Origin of the sequence: Roseibium polysiphoniae (assembly GCF_014842925.1) — a bacterium.
GTDB classification, from domain to species: domain Bacteria; phylum Pseudomonadota; class Alphaproteobacteria; order Rhizobiales; family Stappiaceae; genus Roseibium; species Roseibium polysiphoniae.
In genome coordinates this window covers 19658-35943 of the sequence record NZ_JACYXJ010000002.1, presented here as the reverse complement: position 1 = coordinate 35943, position 16286 = coordinate 19658, and the positions used below count along the sequence as shown (strand labels likewise).

The window sequence follows — 16286 nt, the reverse complement described above, 5'->3', positions numbered from 1 at the left end:
CAAGTCAGCAACGATGAATGGGGAGGCAATGACAGAAGAGCGGTCTTTTTTCAATGAAATGCTGGATGACGCCGGGAACCCTCGCTCCTCCTACGCAAAGCTCGCTCAGTGGCTCGAAGACAAGCCACCCAACTTCCTGAAGCGCAAAAGCCGAGAGGCGGAGACCATTTTCCGGCGGCTTGGAATCACCTTTGCCGTCTATGGTGCGGAGGAAGCAACAGAGCGCCTGATTCCCTTCGATCCGATCCCCCGGGTCATCTCCCCGGGCGAATGGCGGCGCCTGTCCGCTGGCATCGATCAGCGTGTACGCGCCCTCAACGCCTTCCTCCACGACATCTACCACCGCCAGGAAATCATCCGCGCCGGCCGCATTCCTGCTGACCTGATCCTGCAGAACGAAGCCTTCCTGCCCGAGATGGTCGGTCACGACCCTGCCCGCAAGGTCTACGCCCACATCATCGGAACGGACCTTGTCCGCGTTTCTGAGAACGAATTCTACGTTCTGGAAGACAACACACGCACGCCGTCAGGTGTCTCCTACATGATGGAGAACCGGGAGACGATGATGCGTCTGTTCCCGGAACTGTTTCAGACCCATCGCGTCGCCCCTGTGGATCGCTATCCCGAATTGTTGCGCCAGACCCTTGAAAGCGTGAGCCCGAACCAGGCCAAGTCCGACCAGACCGTGGTTCTTCTGACGCCCGGGATCTACAATTCCGCTTATTTCGAACACGCCTTTCTGGCCGATTCCATGGGCATCGAGCTGGTCGAAGGCCGCGACCTCTTCGTCGACAATGGCAAGGTCTTCATGCGCACGACCCGTGATCCCAAGCAGGTCGACGTGATTTACCGCAGGATCGATGACGCCTTCCTCGATCCGCTGACGTTCAACGCCGGGTCGATGCTGGGCGTGCCAGGTCTTTTCGATGCCTATCGCGCCGGAAATGTCACCATCTGCAACGCACCGGGAACCGGAATTGCCGACGACAAGGCGATCTATGCCTATGTGCCTGACATCATCGAATTCTACACCGGGCAAAAGCCGATCCTGAACAACGTCCCGACATGGAACTGCTCCAATGAGGACGACCTGGCCTATGTGCTCGACAATCTCGAGGACATCGTCGTCAAGGAGGTTCACGGCTCTGGCGGCTACGGCATGTTGATCGGCCCGACGGCGTCCAAACGCCAGATCGCCGACTTCCGAAAGGTCCTTATGGCAAACCCGACGAACTACATTGCCCAGCCAACGCTTGCGCTGTCCGCCTGCCCCACACATGTCGCCTCCGGCGTCGCTCCGCGGCACGTTGATTTGCGCCCCTTCGTGCTGATTGGCGACCAGGTTCGCATCACGCCCGGAGGCTTGACCCGTGTGGCTCTGAAGAGGGGATCGCTCGTGGTCAACTCAAGCCAGGGCGGCGGCACCAAAGACACCTGGGTACTGGAGGACTGAGCCATGCTTGGAAGAACCGCCTCCTCCCTGTTCTGGATGTCCCGCTATCAGGAACGCGCCCAGAACACCGCCAGGCTTCTGGAAGTCGCCTACCGCTCGGCCATGGTGCCAAACTCGGGCCAGAGCGAGCGCGATGAATGGCGCTTCGCGCTGGCGACAGCCGGCGTCGACTATGCCTACACCGAAAAAGTGGGCGATATCACTGCGCGCGGCGTGATCAATTACATGATCTTCGACAAGGACAATCCCTCCAGCGTTCGCGTCTGCCTCGAGACAGCCCGCAACAATGCCCGTGCCGTCCGCACCGGCATCACCAGCGAACTTTGGGAAGCCCTAAACACCACTTGGATCGAGTTTGCGGACGTCAACCCGCAGTCGATCACCCAAGAGCGATTGCCTGATTTCCTGGCCTGGGTCAGCCAGCGGTCTCATCTCTTCCGGGGCGCCCTGCTGAACACGATGCTGCGCGATGACGGCTACTACTTCAGCCAGCTTGGCAATTTCGTCGAACGAGCCGACAACACGGCCCGGGTCCTGAACGCCCAGTATTGGGTGCTTCTGCCGGACAATGACGTCATTGGAGACGGTTCAATGGAACGCAGCCAGTGGACCGGAATCTTGCGCACGCTCTCCGGGCTGCGCAGCTATCGGTTTGCCTATCCGGACGCCAAGTTGAAGGCCTTCAACATCGCGGAGTTCCTCATTCTGAGAAAGGAAATGCCGCGCTCTCTGGCCCATTGCTACGACTGGATCGATGACACTGCAGAAGACCTCCAGCAGTTCTACAATGAGCGGAAGCCAAGCATCGATTTGGCGGCAGCCCTGTCAAAAGAGCTTCATGAGGCAGAGATGCGCGACATCTATCAAAGCGGGCTTCATGACTTCCTGCTGGACTTCATCCGCAAGAACAACGCTTTCGCCCATCAACTCTCGCTGGACTATAATTTCGCCTGATCCTCAGACATGCCCGGTGCACCAATGCGACTGACCGTTCGACACAAGACCAGCTACCGATATGACACGCCCGTGGCCAATGCCATGCAGCAATTGCGGCTGACACCGCCGAATTGCAGCGGCCAGCATGTGATCGACTGGAAGATCGACGCCCCGGGCATGTCCCGCGCCACCAGCTACACCGATGCCTTCGGCAACGTCGTGCATATGATCTCCTCCCAGGAGGTCACCGAAAGCGTGACAATCACGGCGACCGGCACCGTCGAGACAGAGGACAAGTCCGGTGTCGTCGGCGAGGAACGCGACGACGCCCCAAGCAGGATCTACACGCGTTTCACCCCGGTCACCCAGGCCAATCAGGCCATTCGGCGTCTGGGTGCCATCGCCGACAAGGACGACAAGATCACGGGTTTTCATGATCTGATGCATGCGGTGCGCGACAAGGTTGCCTATCAGGTCGGTGTGACCGAGACCCATGCAACCGCGGTCTCGGCTCTGGCGTCCGGCGAAGGTGTCTGTCAGGACCATGCCCATATCTTCATATCTGCCGCCCGCTCCATCAGCGTGCCGGCACGCTATGTGTCCGGTTACTTGCTCCTTGATGACGAAATAGAATCCGAGGCCCACCATGCCTGGGCCGAGGTTTGTATCGACGGTCTGGGGTGGCTGGCTTTCGACATATCCAACGGTATCTGCCCCACGGATCACTATATACGCTTGACCACGGGACTGGACTCACGCTCCGCTGCCCCCATAAGAGGCATCCGTTTCGGCGGCAACGATGAAAACATGGATGTTGAAGTCGAGGTCGCACAGGCGGCGGTTCAGCAGCAGCAATAGGATCTTGCAATTCACACGCACGATCCCATTTCTTGCGCCTGATACCGATAACAAGTCTGATATAGGTGTCTGACATTGGCCCCGCCGAACGAATGCGCCTGACCCGGGACACGGAACGAAATGACTTATTGCGTTGCATTGAAGCTTGACCGCGGACTGGTCTTTGCGGCTGACACCAGGACCAATGCAGGCTTGGACAACATCTCCACCTACAAGAAGCTCCACATCTGGGAGAAAGAGGGAGATCGTGTCTTCACGCTGTTGTCCGCCGGCAATCTGGCCGTGACCCAGGCCGTCATTTCCCTCTTGAGCGAACACATCCATTCCGCCGGCGAAGGCCGTCCGACCCTGATGACCGTCGAGACCATGTTCCAGGCAGCGCGCCTGCTCGGCAGCGCCATCCGCGAAGTGCGTGCGATCGACGGCGAATCCCTTGGCTCCAACGCGGACAGCTTTCAGGTCACGTTCATTCTCGGTGGACAGATCAAGGGCGAAGAGCCACGGCTGTTTCAGATCTACTCGGCTGGCAACTTCATCGAGGTCTGCGAGGACACGCCTTTCCTGCAGATCGGCGAGCACAAATACGGCAAGCCCATTCTCGACCGCGTCACCCGCTCCGACATGCGCCTGGGCGAAGCGGCGAAGATGGTTCTCCTGTCCTTCGACAGCACCTTGCGGTCAAATCTCTCCGTCGGCATGCCGATCGACCTGCTGCTCTACAACAAGGACAGTTTCTCAGCAGATCGTCAGCTCCGGATCGAGAAGAACAATCCGTATTTCCAGAAGCTGTCCCTGGGCTGGTCCGACGCACTGCGCGACGCCTTTGCCGATATGGACGAGCTGGACGTCTGAGGCCCTCTGCCCGTTTTCGGTGTATTTCGGCCCCTCCCGGCTGTTAGCTGTTCGTCATCCCTTTGCCGTAAAAGCGTTTGGGGATTTAGGAGTTGCAGTGAATGAGTGCGAACAGCATCGACGAGGCAGAGCGCCTGACCTGGCACCGCGAGCCAGCCAGCGAACCTCTTGACGACAACGACGAGGCCCTACGGCTTGTACGTCAGATGATCCGTTCGGGCGAACGGGGACCGCTCGTCGATCTGTTGAAGCGCTGGGATCCGGTCGACGTCATGCAGATGCTGGTGCGTCTGCGGCTCAAGCAGGCCCGAAAGCTCTTCCAGTGGTTGCCCGCGAACCCCTCCATCAAGGTTATCGCCGAACTCCGGCCCGAGTTTCGTGCCGTCCTGATGGAAGAATCCACCCTTGAGCAGTTTCGTGACATCCTCGCCGGCCTTGATCCGGAAGATGCCACGGAGATGCTCAACGACTTTCCCGACGATATGGCAGAGGCTCTTGCCCAAAGGTTGCCGGACGTCGAGGACATCGCCTCGCGCCAGTCCTATGCTGACGACAGCGCCGGGCGCATCATGGCGCGCAAGTTCGTCGCCCTGCCCGCGGCCCTGACCATCGATGAGGCGGTCAGCCAGATCCGAGCCGATGCGGATCGAATCCGCAAGGTTTTCACCGTCTATGTTCTGGATGATAGCGGTCGGCTTGTCGGCACGGTGGAACTGGGCAAGCTGTTGCTGGCGCGCGAAGGCGCGACGCTCGGCGATATCATGAACCGGGATTTCATCGCCGTCTCCGCTGATACTGATCAGGAAGAGGTTCTGCGGCTCGCGCGCAAAAGGGACATGCGCACCGTTCCCGTGATCGACGGCGACGGCCACTTGATCGGCCGCGTCACACCCAAACAGCTCACGCGTATTGCCTCTGAAGAGGCCACCGAAGACATGCTGCTGATGAGCGGTGTTTCCTCAGAAGCCAAGGCCGACGACACCGTGTTGCGGATCGTTCGCGGCCGCCTGCCCTGGTTGCTTGCCGGTCTGATTGGAGCGAGTATCGCAGCCTCGGTCGTCGGGTCTTTTGAGGATCAACTTGCCAAGGCCGCGATCCTGGCCGCCTTTATCCCGGTCACAATGTCCATGGCCGGAAACGCAGGGCTTCAAGCGTCCGCTGTGGCCGTTCAGGGCCTTGCGACGGGCACCCTCTGGTCCGGTGAAATCGGCTACCGGCTGTTCAAGGAATTTCTCGCAGCCCTCTTCAATGGCGCGGTGGCCGGCTGCATCCTCGCCGGTCTGACGATGCTGGCGTCTCTGATCATTCCGATTGCCGATCCGGTTCACCTCGCATTGGCAACGTCCTTGTCGCTCCTGTGCGTCACGACGATCGCCGCCATGGTCGGCGCGACGATACCGATCGTGCTCGACAAGCTCGGCATCGATCCGGCAATGGCGACCGGTGTCTTCATCACATCGTCAAACGATGTCCTTGGCGTTCTTGTCTTCTTCCTGATGGCAACGGCGTTCTATCTGGGCTGATGGCAGCCGGACCGCCTTGCAAGCTCAGTTCGCCAAGATCAGCGCCGCGGCATCAAACTCGGTCCGCTTGTAGGCGCGGATCTGGGCGGCCTGGGCATCTTCGCCCCAGCGTTCAATGTTGAAGTCCTCTTCGACATGGGCCGCGGTCCAGGCATCGTCAACAGACAGATGCCCCTCGGCCAGCGCCAGCGCGAGAACAGCAGACCCGGAGAGTGACGTCGCCGTGTGGAGCGCAGCCAGACGCAGAGGCGTCCAGTCTTCAAGCCTGGCCCGGTAAGCTGCCAGCAGAGCCTCCGGCTGCTCCTGATGGATCAGCCCGGCCACCAGCACGAAGCGTCCACCAAGCAGGCTTTCAGCCCAGCCCAGAACCGGATCCCAGAGCCCGGTCTGCCGGTCGCCCAGAATTTCCGGATCATTGACCCGGTAACACAGGGCATCGGTGCCGCAGAAACGGGTGATCTCATCGGCCACTTCCGCAAAGCGCACGGACACGGCGTCCTGCGCAGAGTTGGCAATCCGTGTCAGCGGCATGGCGCCTGGGTTGATGACCTTTTCTTGCGCGTCCCATTCAGCCGCAACGGCCTTGGCGAGTGTTTCTCCCGGCAGAGTCAGCGTCGCCTTTCCAGGTGTCTTGACCGGCCGACCGTCGAGATGGATCGCAAATCCGCCTTCCACAGGAGCGTGGGTGGCTTCCTTGTAGAAGCGTTTGGGCAATTCGCGCTTGGAGAGTTCGCGCGCGCGTTGCTCGGGATCCTTGGCAGCATCTTCTTCCAGCGTTTCAAGATAATCACGCATCATGCAGGTTCCCCGTCAAAAGCGAGACGCGCATCAAGCGCGTCATAAAGTTCATCGAAATGGTCGATGACCACATGGGCGCCGCCTGCCCTCAGCCTGTCCCGGTCGTGATAGCCCCAGGTCACGCCAACTGCATGGGCACCTGCTGCCCGCGCCATTTCCATGTCGAAACTGGTGTCGCCGATCATCGCCGTGCGCAGCGGTTCAGCGCCGGTCTCTGACATCGCCCGCAGCACCATATCCGGATGCGGCTTGGACGGTGATGTGTCAGCGGTCTGAACCGTCACGAAGCGCCCACCGAGATCATGCACTTCAACCATATGATCGACACCGCGCCGCGCCTTACCGGTCGCAACCCCAAGAAGGACGTCATCGCGCGCTCCCAACCGATCGAGCACGTCGCGCGTTCCCGGGTAAAGCGGATCGAGATCGAGCCCCAACTTGCGACGGGAGATTTTCGATGTGCGATAGGCGTTCGCCATCTCTGGCACAAGGTGGGCATTTTCGGCGCCGACGAGCTGCAAGAAAGCAGTCTCCAGCGACAAGCCGACGATAGAAAGCGCCGTTCGCCGATCCGGCATCGGCAGTCCGACCGCCTCATAGCCAACGGAAAGCCCGTGAAGAATTGTGTCCTGACTGTCTATCAGCGTGCCGTCGCAGTCGAAAATGACCAGATACATGCGCGAACCAAGTCCCTGTTTCTTGAGACCCGCATGTGGCGGGTTTTTGTCAGCCGGTCAAGAGCCGGCGCCCCCGACACATCATGTGCGCGCGCTACCCGCTCGACTTCCCGGCCACGCCGTTCTATGCAGGATGCCGTTGTCCCGAACCAATGTCCTTGGAGCTCTTGTGACCAAAATCCTCATGGTCTTTCTTACCGTCCTCGCGGTGATCCAGGTGATCAAGCCACTGGGATGGCCAGGTCTCAAGAAACGGTCCGATGCCTGGAAGCTTGCAGCCGGGGGGCTGATTTTCCTCGCTGCAGCGATCGGTCTGATCGCGCTTTTCGAATGACAGGGTGCAACTCCGGGGTCGTTCAACCCTTGCATAGGGATTGGCCACAAATCGCCCAATAAAAGCGCTTGCCCGCTTTGTGATCAGCTTCTAGGTTTTTCGTTAGCATACAAACGGAAAGCCAGTGAGGAGCTACCATTGACCCTATCCCGCCGATCCCTTCTCAAGACATTGGGCAGCGCCGCTGCCGTTGCATCCGTGACACCTCTGTCGAGCGCATTGGCCGCTGGCGCGATCAAGCCAGGCAAGCAATCCGTTCTGCTCGTCATCGACGTTCAAAACTGCTTCCTGCCGACGGGAACTCTGCCGGTCAAGGATGGTGACCAGGTGGTCCCGGTGATCAATGAGCTCAGCAAGAAGTTCCAGAATGTCGTGATGACGCAGGACTGGCATCCGGCAGGTCATTCATCTTTTGCGTCAAGCCATGACGGAAAGGCCCCATTCGAAACGGTTGAGATGGACTACGGAACACAGGTTCTGTGGCCAGATCATTGCATTCAGGGCACGAAAGACGCCGAACTTGCGCCGGGGCTGGACATACCCCACGCACAGCTGATCATCCGCAAGGGATGGAACAGCGCCGTCGACAGCTATTCCGCCTTCCGCGAAGCCGACAAGAAAACCATGACGGGCCTCACAGGCTATCTCAAGGAGCGCGGTATTTCCGACGTCTACGTCTGCGGCCTGGCAACGGACTTCTGTGTTGCCTGGTCAGCGATCGACGGGACGATTTCCGAATTCAATGTCTCGGTCATCGAAGATGCAAGTCGCGGCATCGACCTGAACGGCTCAGTCGCAACCGCATGGGCCGATATGAAAAAAGCCGGCATTGCCCGCATTCAGTCTGGCGATTTCGCCTGACAGTGACTGGCGCACCTTCAAAACAAAAAGAGCAGGCATTTGCCTGCTCTTTTTACGTCTGCCACGCCTCAAAAGCGCATGACTCAAACTCTCAAGAAATCACGTCAAGCCCTTAATAAAACTCTCACTTCAGCGCTTCTTGTTTAGCTCTTCCTCATTTGGATCATCCACGTCTGGATCATATTCGGTTGCATCGAAGCCGAGGAGGTTCCACGTCTGCTGCATGTGTGGTGGCAGCGGAGCAGACACATCGATAACACCGTGGCCGGACGGATGCGGGATCCGGATCCGGCGTGCCAGAAGATGTAGCCGGTTCTGGATGCCTCCCGGCAATTCCCAGTTCTCGATATTGAAATACTTGTCGTCACCGATAATCGGATTGCCGATGTGGGCCGCATGGGCGCGCAGCTGGTGCGTCCGGCCCGTGATCGGCTTCATGGTCACCCAGGACAGTTTCTGCGCGGACTGCTCGAAGACCGAGTAGAGCGAAACCGCATGCTGGGCATCGTCCTTCCCCTGACGGACGACCTGCATCCGTTCTTCTTCCTCATCACGCGCGAGGAACGTCGAGATGCGCCCCTGCTTGGGCTTGGGGACGCCAGCCAGCATCGCCCAATAGACCTTCTGCGTGTTGCGATGGCGAAAGGCCTTGGTCAGCTCCTGAGCGGCCTTGCGGGTTTTGGCGACCAGAATGATACCTGAGGTTTCGCGGTCCAGCCGGTGCACAAGCCGCGGCTTGTCGCCCTTCTTGTCAGCGAATGCCTCCAGCATCCCGTCCAGATGGCGCTTGAGGCCGGAACCGCCCTGCACTGCCAGCCCTGCGGGCTTGTTCAGAACCATCACGTGGCTGTCCTCGAACAGCATCATGTCCTCGATGGCCTTGCGGTCATCTTCGATCAGCTTGGTCGATTTTGGACGGGCGTTCTTCTTGTCATCGGCCGGAAGCTCGACCCCCAGCGGCGGGATGCGAACGGTCTGTCCCTTGGCGATGCGGGTGGAGCTCTCCGCACGCTTGCCGTCGAGGCGCACCTGGCCCGTGCGCAGAAGCTTCTGCAGCCGGCCAAAGCCCAGTCCCGGGTAGTGAACCTTGAACCAACGGTCAAGGCGCATGCCCGCCTCATCAGCGGTCACTTGTTTCTGTTCGATAGCGGACATTCGGATCTCTTTGCGCGTGCTTGCCGCCCGCGTCTTTCTCAAGGCCGGCCCAACGCCGACAATCACTTGCCCCGCGTATAGGCGCAAATGCGGGATTTTGAAACCCCCTGTCCCTTTCAGGACCTTGCCCCGGGCTCAGGAGCCCAGTTGACGCATCAGATAAAAGCCCGCGAAAACCGCAGCGAGCGAGACAACCACCGAAAGAGCGACGTAAACCAGCGCAGAAGTGGTGTCTCCGCGCTCCCACATGACAGCAACGTCCAGAGAAAACGCCGAAAACGTCGTAAAGCCGCCCAGAAGACCTGTCGCGACGAAGTAGCGGACACTTTGCAGACCGGCCGCCTCATGACGCACCAGCCAGCCAATGAAGAGCCCCATGATCAGTGAGCCGACCACATTGACCGTCAACGTCCCGTAGGGAAACCCGCTGCCAAAGGCCCGCAACGTCCACAGTCCTACAAGGTGACGCAGCCCTGCCCCAAGACCACCGCCGATAGCGACCAGAATGAAATGGGTCATGCTATCGCTCCAGGCTCCGGTCGTTGCACGTGGTTTTCGGCTCTAGCAAACGTCAGCCTATTCGGCAGCCGCCGGCTTCTCGCCTTCCTGGCCCATGTCCTCGAACACTTTGACCTGCTTATCGTATTTCGGATCGATGGTGCCGCAGACCCGGTCCCAGAACGAAAAGAAATTGGCATAGTTATAGCGGAAGCGGGAATGGTGCTGGTCATGAAAGGTCACGCAAACCATCGGCGACGGCATCCGGGACAAGGGAGAGGCATAGAACTCAAACCCCGAATGGCCAATGGTGCCGTTGAAATGATCCCACAGGCGATGAGCAATCAGCACCAACACCGGGATCGGCAGGATGACCATGGCGAACAGGTAGTAGCTCTGCATCACAAACGCATCGATGAGATCGTCGGAGTATGTGCTCCAGACCGTCGGCGCGACCGAGCGGTGATGCTCTGCGTGAAACCGGTAGAGCCACTTCGTGTGCATGAGACGGTGCGCCCAGTAGAACCAAGCATCATAGGCAACGACTGAGACCACGAACATCAGGATCGCCGACCACCAGGTCAGCGGCAGCGGCGAGACGAGCGTCCAGCCCTTCAGCGACAGGAAGATACCGCCGGCAAGACAGCCCGCGGTCACCGTCAGCGAATAGACGCTCTGACGGATTTCTTTCCACATGCGCTTTTCGCCGCGCCGGTTCTGCTGAATGCGGCGCTCCGGATGCCGGTTCTGGATCTGAACCAGCACCCAGCCCGTGGCGAAATAGAGAAACACGTTGATGCCATAGACCGCCGCATAGATCGGCAGGAATTCAAGAAGGACATCAATCAGCTGCTGCAACATGTCTTAACCTGTGTTCGGACCCAGTCTCGGGTCCAGCTTGTTTTGGCCTGTTTCACAAATCGCCGCGTCCGCGGCCAAGCGCCAATCAAGCCGCGCTGTTTTCCACCCGCGCGGCCTTTGTGTCGGGCACGGCGCCTGTCACTTCCATTTCCTGAACCAGAGCATCGTACTTTGGATGAACTGTTCCCATTGCGCGATCCCAAAACGAAAAGAAGTTCCCGTAGTTGTAGTGGAACTGCGAGTGGTGCAGATCGTGGAAGGTCGTGCAGATCAGGGGAGAGGGAAAACGCGACGAGCGCGACGCGAAATACTCAAACCCGGAATGCCCGACCATGCCCGAAATCTGGTCGAACAGCCGCAGGGCGAAAACCGACAGCGCCGGCACCGGCAGGACGAACCAGACGACCAGGTAGAAACCATGCTCGATCAGCGTGTCGATCGTGGTCGAGCTGTCATTGCTCCAGACCGTCGGGGCAACCGACTTGTGATGCGGCACATGCCATTTGTAGAAGGCAGGGAGATGCAGGATCCGGTGCCCCCAGTAGAACCATCCATCAAACAGGACGAAGCAGACCGCGAACATCAGTGGGAACGACCACCAGGAAAGCGCCAGTGGGGAAAACAGGACCCAGCCCTGAGTTTGCGCAAAGTAGCCGGCCGACAGCAACACCGAAGACGTCGCCAGGGCGTGCATGGACGCGCGGATTTCAAGCCACATGCGCTTGGACCCATCGCGATGCTTCTGGATCCTGCGGTCAGGATGCCTGTTGTTGATCCAGGTGACCGTCAGCCCGGTGGCAAAATAGACGACAATCATGGCCGCATAGATCACGGCGAAAATGAACAGGTAATCGAGAAGCAGCTGCATCTGGTTCAGTCCTTGTCCGATGCCGCAGCCACTGCCTCGCCGCCATTGCGTTGGGACGCGTAGACCTCTTCGAACCCGTGGACCTTGTCGTCATAAGTCGGGTGAATGGTTCCACACAGCCGGTCCCAGAACGAGAAGTAATTCGCATAATTATAGACGAAATACTGGTGATGCTGATCGTGGTAGAGCGTGCAAAGCATCGGCCAGGGCTTCCGCGCGGTCGGGCTGGCGAAATGCTCGAAGCCGCAGTGTCCTATTGCCGCCGACACCTGATCAAAGATCCGGTGTCCCAGAAAAACCAGAGGCGGGATCGGCACGATGAACAGGACAAGAGCGTAATAGGTATGGGCGAACAGCGTGTCGACGCTGGAGCCCGCATCATTGGACCAGACTGTGGGCGTAACCGTCATGTGATGCGGCTTGTGGAACCGGTAGAACATCTTCGTGTGCAGGATGCGGTGGCCCCAGTAGAACCAGGTGTCATGAAGCATCAGCGAAATCACGAAAAAGAGCGGCACCGACCACCAGGAAAGCGCGACCGGCGCAAACAGCGTCCAGCCCTTCATCTGGGCAAAGAGACCAATGCTGAGACAGACGCTGGTGATGGACAGCTGTTTCAGGGACGATCTGATATCCCGAAGCGCCTCATGCGTCGGCTGGCGTTTCTGGATTCTGCGTTCCGGATGCCGTTTGTTGAGCTCTGTCATGACAAGACCGGTCGAAAACAGAAGCACGAGGCTCATGAGATAGAGACATATAAAAAGGGCAACGAACCCCGCAAGGCCCGTTCCGAAATAGCTGGCAAACAAGTTCATGGATCTACAGTCCGTTCCCGCCGATCTTGGAGCTCTTGCACGATATACCTGAAAACAAGGGTCAGAAAATCATATTCTCTATTTTATGGAAAGCCTTTGCACTTGCATGCGGGTTTCTCCCAGGCAGGTCAAAAGGCCGCATGCCGACCCTCGCCCGGTTACAGATCATGTTCCAATGACCAAAGCAAAGCTTCTGGCAAAAGTTCTCTCCGGCGCGTAACATCGTCCTTCATCTGAAGACCTGTTGCAAAAGACAAAGCTTGAAGTAAGCATCCTCGAATAGAAAATGACTGATTCCTTGAGCGATAGAGACGCACCCAAATTGCCGGAACCAAAGCAAAAAAAACGCGGCAACACAGGGCAATCTGAAGCCTTGATCAGTGAGATTTCCGCAAAAAATCAGCTACTTATCGAGGAACTCGAGGACCTGAAACTCCTCTACGAGGCGACGATTGAGCATGGAGAGGCGGTCGAAGACCAGCTCGCCGAACAGTCGCAGCGTCTGGAGGCACTGTCCAATCAGTTGGCAAAGTATCTTTCCCCGCAGATCTACAAGTCGATCTTTGAGGGCCGGCAAGAAGTCAGAATCGAATCGACAAGAAAAAAACTGACGGTTTTCTTCTCGGACATCGAGGGCTTTACAGAAACGGCGGACCGGCTTGAGTCGGAAGACCTGACCGCTCTGCTCAATCACTACCTCACCGAAATGTCCAAGATTGCGCTGAAATATGGCGCAACCATCGACAAATTCATCGGCGATGCGATCCTCATCTTCTTTGGCGACCCTGAAACCAAAGGGGTCCAGGAAGATGCTTTGGCCTGCGTCAACATGGCCATCGAAATGCAGGCGCGCATGACCGAACTTGAGGCGGACTGGCAGGCCGCTGGTATTTCCAAACCGCTACGATGCCGGATCGGCATTCATACGGATTACTGCACCGTCGGAAACTTCGGCAGCGAAGATCGGCTCGACTACACCATCATCGGTCGCGGTGTGAACACAGCCTCCCGATTGGAAAACGTTAGCGAGGCTGGCAGTATTCTCATTTCTTATGAGACCTACTCCCAGATCAAGCACCGTATCCAATGCAAGGAAATGGGCGAGATTGTCGTAAAGGGCATGGCCTATCCGATCAGCACCTACAATGTGATTGCACACAGAGATCAGCCGCAAGAGGCGGAAATTGATGTCTCCAGTGTCAGCAAGCAATTGTCTGAACTGGCCGGCAACGAGCCGGCGTCCTTCTCCGAAGAGGAGCGCGCGAAGCTGATTTCGTCTCTAAAGACGGCTCTCGACCATCTCGATTCCTCCGAGCAAGAATAGCCAAAAAGTGCTCCAGTCGCAGCGAGATTAAACGCAGTACTGGAAGCGATAGAGCCAGCGTTGATCCCGCGTCATGTCAACTCGCGAATTTTAGCCTTCAAGGCGCCGATAAGGGCTGGGTCGGCCTTCAACTCCAGCTCTTCCTCATCCAAGATCGCGAGGAACAAATCGCGGTGTATCTGCGCAAGTTCCGTGTCCGAAAGCAGCTCACCATCAGACGCTGACAGGACGATACCCACCAGCCGCTCTGCCGCATTGAGCCGCCCCCAAAGGTAGTCATGCTCTCGCCAGCTGCGGTTGAAAAACGCGCCGAAGGTATTCAGCGCCGCACCTTTGAGCTGAAAACTGTCGTCATTGAGCCGGCCCGTGTCCTTCGGGCTGATCCGGGCGACAAGCGTCTCGCTGATCTCAGAAAAGTCGTTGCTTTGCAGCACCGGGAAGGTCACGAGATCATAGAACGCAAAGCCCACATAGGCGCCCAACAGCTCGCGGTGAATGTCAACTGGCAGAAGCGCTCCCGCCGTAGCCGAAAACAGTTCGTCCTGCAGCCTGTCCAGATCCTGAAGACCCATCAATTTGCTGACCTGATCGAGAGCTTCCGACAGAACCTCGTCATGCTCGCCGCCATTCCCGCCCGGCATTCGCTGGATCAGTTTCCCGGCCAGGACTTCTGCGGTCTTTTGGCTCTGAAGCCCAAAGAAATCGACTTCCCAGCGCCGGCCCAGATGATCAATCTGCTCATAGAGCAGGCTCTTGATCCGATCCAGGTGGTCAGGATTGATGGCTTTCTTGCCCTCACCGGCGCGGTGATAAAGGCTGTTCAGCTTTCGGATCGCAAAGCGAAGCCGCCTGATGCGGTAATCCACGTCCAGACCGCGCAGGAATTGAACGACACCGTCCTGAGGCTTGGGCGGTCCATTGCTGAAGTCCTTGGCAAGCTGCCCCAGGTGATCTGTAATCCAGCCAAGCAGCAACTCGGGACGCGCCTCGCGCCCGCGCGTTTTGGCGAGCTCCGATATCAATTGGGCAATCTTTTCGCCGACCGCATGAAGCTTGAGAGACTCGTAGTTCAAGAAGGCATAGCCGGCCTGACCATGCGCCGCCTCATTGGCCGCTGCACGATACCGTGTCAGGGCTTCCGTCTTCAGCGTTCCCCGTCGCGGCAGGATCTTGCGCACGGCGGCTTCGACCACCGGATCCGCTGCGGCAATTGTTTGCGATAGCCATTGTCCGCGCCGGTTACGTGCCTCGATGTCTCTCAGATCATCGCCGATCGGTTCATTGCGTGGAATATGAGCAAGCGACGCCAGGATCACCTTCAAGAAACCAGGCAACGGCTGCCGGTTGGCGTCGTCAGCATCTCGCATCTTCGGGACCGGATCCACATAGACGAGGCGCCGTGCCACTTCCCGCGCGGCCGGACGCTGGCGAATGACATCAATTACCGGTGAGAAAGGTTTGTTCATGACCACGCTGCCATCAACGAAACAGCGGCGCCCTGCTCCTTCTCCGTGAAGCTCCAGCGACCTGCTCAGGAACCGGTCGCGATTGGGCCACGGCTCACCGCGCTGTTTCAGAACCCGGTCCATCTCGGCAATGGTGGCAGGCGGAAACGCTCCCGGGAAGGAAGAGGTCGCCCTCGCCGCGAAAACCAGTTCCGCAACACTGTCGGGTCCGAACTGGCTTTGCAGATGGCTCGGCACCCGGTGCTTGGCGTGGAAGTTGAGGACACGTCGGTGGTCCAGCTCTTCGACAAAGGCCGGATCATCAATATGAATTCGGCGAACCTGTCCCTCGTAGTCCGTCAGCGTGACGAAGAGATCGAGTGTTTGCCCTCTTGGAATGAGCGTCGCACCTTCCCGGTAATCTGCGTCCATCTGATTGCAGGCATCGAGCATCCAGCCGCTGTAGTTTTCGCCTGAAAAAGGCGGCGAAAACCACCGGGACTGCATCAGGGTGCGCAGCTTGTCGCGGGTTTCCGGATCCTTGATGTCGTGCTTCAGGCGTTTCGAGATCATCCGGTCCAGCACCGGGCTGATGCCGGATTTCAGATAACGGCGAATGCCGCCCTGGGGCCGCGCGAGCCGTGTGACATCGGCGTTTTCAAGCCAAAGAGCCCTGTGGCTGTCGAGCGGCAGGTCGTGCGCAATCGCGCGCGCCAGCATGATGCCATTCACCCCACCGGCGGAGGCACCTGCAACAGCATCCACGACGACGCGGATATCGACCGAGTGCCCGAGACGATCGAGCAAGGCTTCATAGGCTCTTTCCCCGGGAGAGGAGGCCCGGTCCTTGGAAGGATTGACCCCATTCCGGCCGACACGCTCGGCTCGGCACGCGGAGGCACGCACGAGGTTCAAGACTTCGCGGCTGACCCCATGCATGTAGATGGCGAGGGAAACCCCGCCATAAAACACCAATGCCAGCCGAAGCTCGATTTCCTTCATGGTGCAGCACCCTCCCCGTGCATCAT

General features: G+C 58.5%; 16 protein-coding genes. 8 read left to right on the top strand and 8 right to left on the bottom strand.

The features are described from left to right. Positions 1-28 precede the first annotated feature (28 nt). The 5 genes from IG617_RS03745 to mgtE all read left to right on the top strand — a co-directional run bounded on the left by IG617_RS03745 (position 29) and on the right by mgtE (position 5622). Complete coding sequence (locus tag IG617_RS03745; RefSeq protein WP_192107495.1) at positions 29-1453, top strand: circularly permuted type 2 ATP-grasp protein; 1425 nt, start codon at positions 29-31, stop codon at positions 1451-1453. Positions 1454-1456: 3 nt separating this feature from the next. After that, a complete protein-coding gene (locus tag IG617_RS03740; RefSeq protein ID WP_192107493.1) occupies positions 1457-2407 on the top strand; it encodes an alpha-E domain-containing protein in 951 nt (316 codons plus the stop codon). A gap of 24 nt (positions 2408-2431) precedes the next feature. Further along, positions 2432-3247 (top strand): transglutaminase family protein, encoded by an 816-nt coding sequence (locus IG617_RS03735; protein ID WP_192107491.1) that lies wholly within the window; start codon positions 2432-2434, stop codon positions 3245-3247. A 120-nt stretch (positions 3248-3367) separates the two neighbouring features. Next, positions 3368-4099 (top strand): proteasome-type protease, encoded by a 732-nt coding sequence (locus IG617_RS03730; RefSeq protein ID WP_192107489.1) that lies wholly within the window; start codon positions 3368-3370, stop codon positions 4097-4099. Between the two features lie 101 nt (positions 4100-4200). After that, positions 4201-5622 (top strand): magnesium transporter, encoded by a 1422-nt coding sequence (gene mgtE, locus IG617_RS03725; protein WP_192107487.1) that lies wholly within the window; start codon positions 4201-4203, stop codon positions 5620-5622. A gap of 24 nt (positions 5623-5646) precedes the next feature. On the opposite strand, the gene IG617_RS03720 is transcribed toward mgtE, so the two are convergent. Both IG617_RS03720 and IG617_RS03715 read right to left on the bottom strand, forming a co-directional pair. Continuing rightward, the gene (locus IG617_RS03720; RefSeq protein WP_192107485.1) at positions 5647-6417 is read right to left on the bottom strand and encodes an ATP12 family chaperone protein; all 771 of its coding nucleotides are present in this window, start codon (positions 6415-6417) and stop codon (positions 5647-5649) included. Then, complete coding sequence (locus IG617_RS03715) at positions 6417-7097, bottom strand: HAD-IA family hydrolase (RefSeq protein WP_192107484.1); 681 nt, start codon at positions 7095-7097, stop codon at positions 6417-6419. Before IG617_RS03715 ends, IG617_RS03720 begins: the two co-directional genes overlap by 1 nt. 169 nt (positions 7098-7266) lie before the next feature. On the opposite strand from IG617_RS03715, the gene IG617_RS03710 reads away from it, so the two are divergent. Together IG617_RS03710 and pncA are read left to right on the top strand one after the other, a co-directional pair. Continuing rightward, the gene (locus IG617_RS03710) at positions 7267-7431 is read left to right on the top strand and encodes a hypothetical protein (protein ID WP_162543457.1); all 165 of its coding nucleotides are present in this window, start codon (positions 7267-7269) and stop codon (positions 7429-7431) included. 138 nt (positions 7432-7569) lie between these two features. Then, positions 7570-8292 (top strand): bifunctional nicotinamidase/pyrazinamidase, encoded by a 723-nt coding sequence (gene pncA / locus IG617_RS03705; protein WP_192107482.1) that lies wholly within the window; start codon positions 7570-7572, stop codon positions 8290-8292. A gap of 129 nt (positions 8293-8421) precedes the next feature. On the opposite strand, the gene IG617_RS03700 is transcribed toward pncA, so the two are convergent. The 5 genes from IG617_RS03700 to IG617_RS03680 all read right to left on the bottom strand — a co-directional run bounded on the left by IG617_RS03700 (position 8422) and on the right by IG617_RS03680 (position 12489). Continuing rightward, complete coding sequence (locus IG617_RS03700) at positions 8422-9447, bottom strand: RluA family pseudouridine synthase (protein WP_192107479.1); 1026 nt, start codon at positions 9445-9447, stop codon at positions 8422-8424. 135 nt (positions 9448-9582) lie between these two features. Then, positions 9583-9966 carry a fluoride efflux transporter CrcB gene (gene crcB, locus IG617_RS03695; RefSeq protein ID WP_192107477.1) on the bottom strand — a complete coding sequence of 128 codons (384 nt, stop codon included), beginning with the start codon at positions 9964-9966 and terminating at the stop codon, positions 9583-9585. 57 nt (positions 9967-10023) lie between these two features. Then, a complete protein-coding gene (locus IG617_RS03690) occupies positions 10024-10806 on the bottom strand; it encodes a sterol desaturase family protein (protein WP_192107475.1) in 783 nt (260 codons plus the stop codon). Positions 10807-10891: 85 nt separating this feature from the next. Continuing rightward, positions 10892-11674, bottom strand: coding sequence for a sterol desaturase family protein (locus IG617_RS03685; RefSeq protein WP_192107473.1), 783 nt, complete (start codon positions 11672-11674; stop codon positions 10892-10894). Positions 11675-11679: 5 nt separating this feature from the next. Beyond that, the gene (locus tag IG617_RS03680) at positions 11680-12489 is read right to left on the bottom strand and encodes a sterol desaturase family protein (protein ID WP_192107471.1); all 810 of its coding nucleotides are present in this window, start codon (positions 12487-12489) and stop codon (positions 11680-11682) included. 286 nt (positions 12490-12775) lie between these two features. On the opposite strand from IG617_RS03680, the gene IG617_RS03675 reads away from it, so the two are divergent. Continuing rightward, the gene (locus tag IG617_RS03675) at positions 12776-13813 is read left to right on the top strand and encodes an adenylate/guanylate cyclase domain-containing protein (protein ID WP_192107469.1); all 1038 of its coding nucleotides are present in this window, start codon (positions 12776-12778) and stop codon (positions 13811-13813) included. 71 nt (positions 13814-13884) lie between these two features. Here the strand turns inward: IG617_RS03675 and IG617_RS03670 are convergent, their stop codons facing one another. After that, the gene (locus tag IG617_RS03670; protein ID WP_192107468.1) at positions 13885-16260 is read right to left on the bottom strand and encodes a patatin-like protein; all 2376 of its coding nucleotides are present in this window, start codon (positions 16258-16260) and stop codon (positions 13885-13887) included. Positions 16261-16286 lie beyond the last annotated feature (26 nt).

Coding starts and splice junctions, on each gene's coding strand:
- IG617_RS03745 (WP_192107495.1), top strand. CDS start 29: ATGACAGAAGAGCGGTCTTTTTTCAATGAAATGCTGGATGACGCCGGG.
- IG617_RS03740 (WP_192107493.1), top strand. CDS start 1,457: ATGCTTGGAAGAACCGCCTCCTCCCTGTTCTGGATGTCCCGCTATCAG.
- IG617_RS03735 (WP_192107491.1), top strand. CDS start 2,432: ATGCGACTGACCGTTCGACACAAGACCAGCTACCGATATGACACGCCC.
- IG617_RS03730 (WP_192107489.1), top strand. CDS start 3,368: ATGACTTATTGCGTTGCATTGAAGCTTGACCGCGGACTGGTCTTTGCG.
- mgtE (WP_192107487.1), top strand. CDS start 4,201: ATGAGTGCGAACAGCATCGACGAGGCAGAGCGCCTGACCTGGCACCGC.
- IG617_RS03720 (WP_192107485.1), bottom strand. CDS start 6,417: ATGCGTGATTATCTTGAAACGCTGGAAGAAGATGCTGCCAAGGATCCC.
- IG617_RS03715 (WP_192107484.1), bottom strand. CDS start 7,097: ATGTATCTGGTCATTTTCGACTGCGACGGCACGCTGATAGACAGTCAG.
- IG617_RS03700 (WP_192107479.1), bottom strand. CDS start 9,447: ATGTCCGCTATCGAACAGAAACAAGTGACCGCTGATGAGGCGGGCATG.
- crcB (WP_192107477.1), bottom strand. CDS start 9,966: ATGACCCATTTCATTCTGGTCGCTATCGGCGGTGGTCTTGGGGCAGGG.
- IG617_RS03690 (WP_192107475.1), bottom strand. CDS start 10,806: ATGTTGCAGCAGCTGATTGATGTCCTTCTTGAATTCCTGCCGATCTAT.
- IG617_RS03685 (WP_192107473.1), bottom strand. CDS start 11,674: ATGCAGCTGCTTCTCGATTACCTGTTCATTTTCGCCGTGATCTATGCG.
- IG617_RS03680 (WP_192107471.1), bottom strand. CDS start 12,489: ATGAACTTGTTTGCCAGCTATTTCGGAACGGGCCTTGCGGGGTTCGTT.
- IG617_RS03675 (WP_192107469.1), top strand. CDS start 12,776: ATGACTGATTCCTTGAGCGATAGAGACGCACCCAAATTGCCGGAACCA.
- IG617_RS03670 (WP_192107468.1), bottom strand. CDS start 16,260: ATGAAGGAAATCGAGCTTCGGCTGGCATTGGTGTTTTATGGCGGGGTT.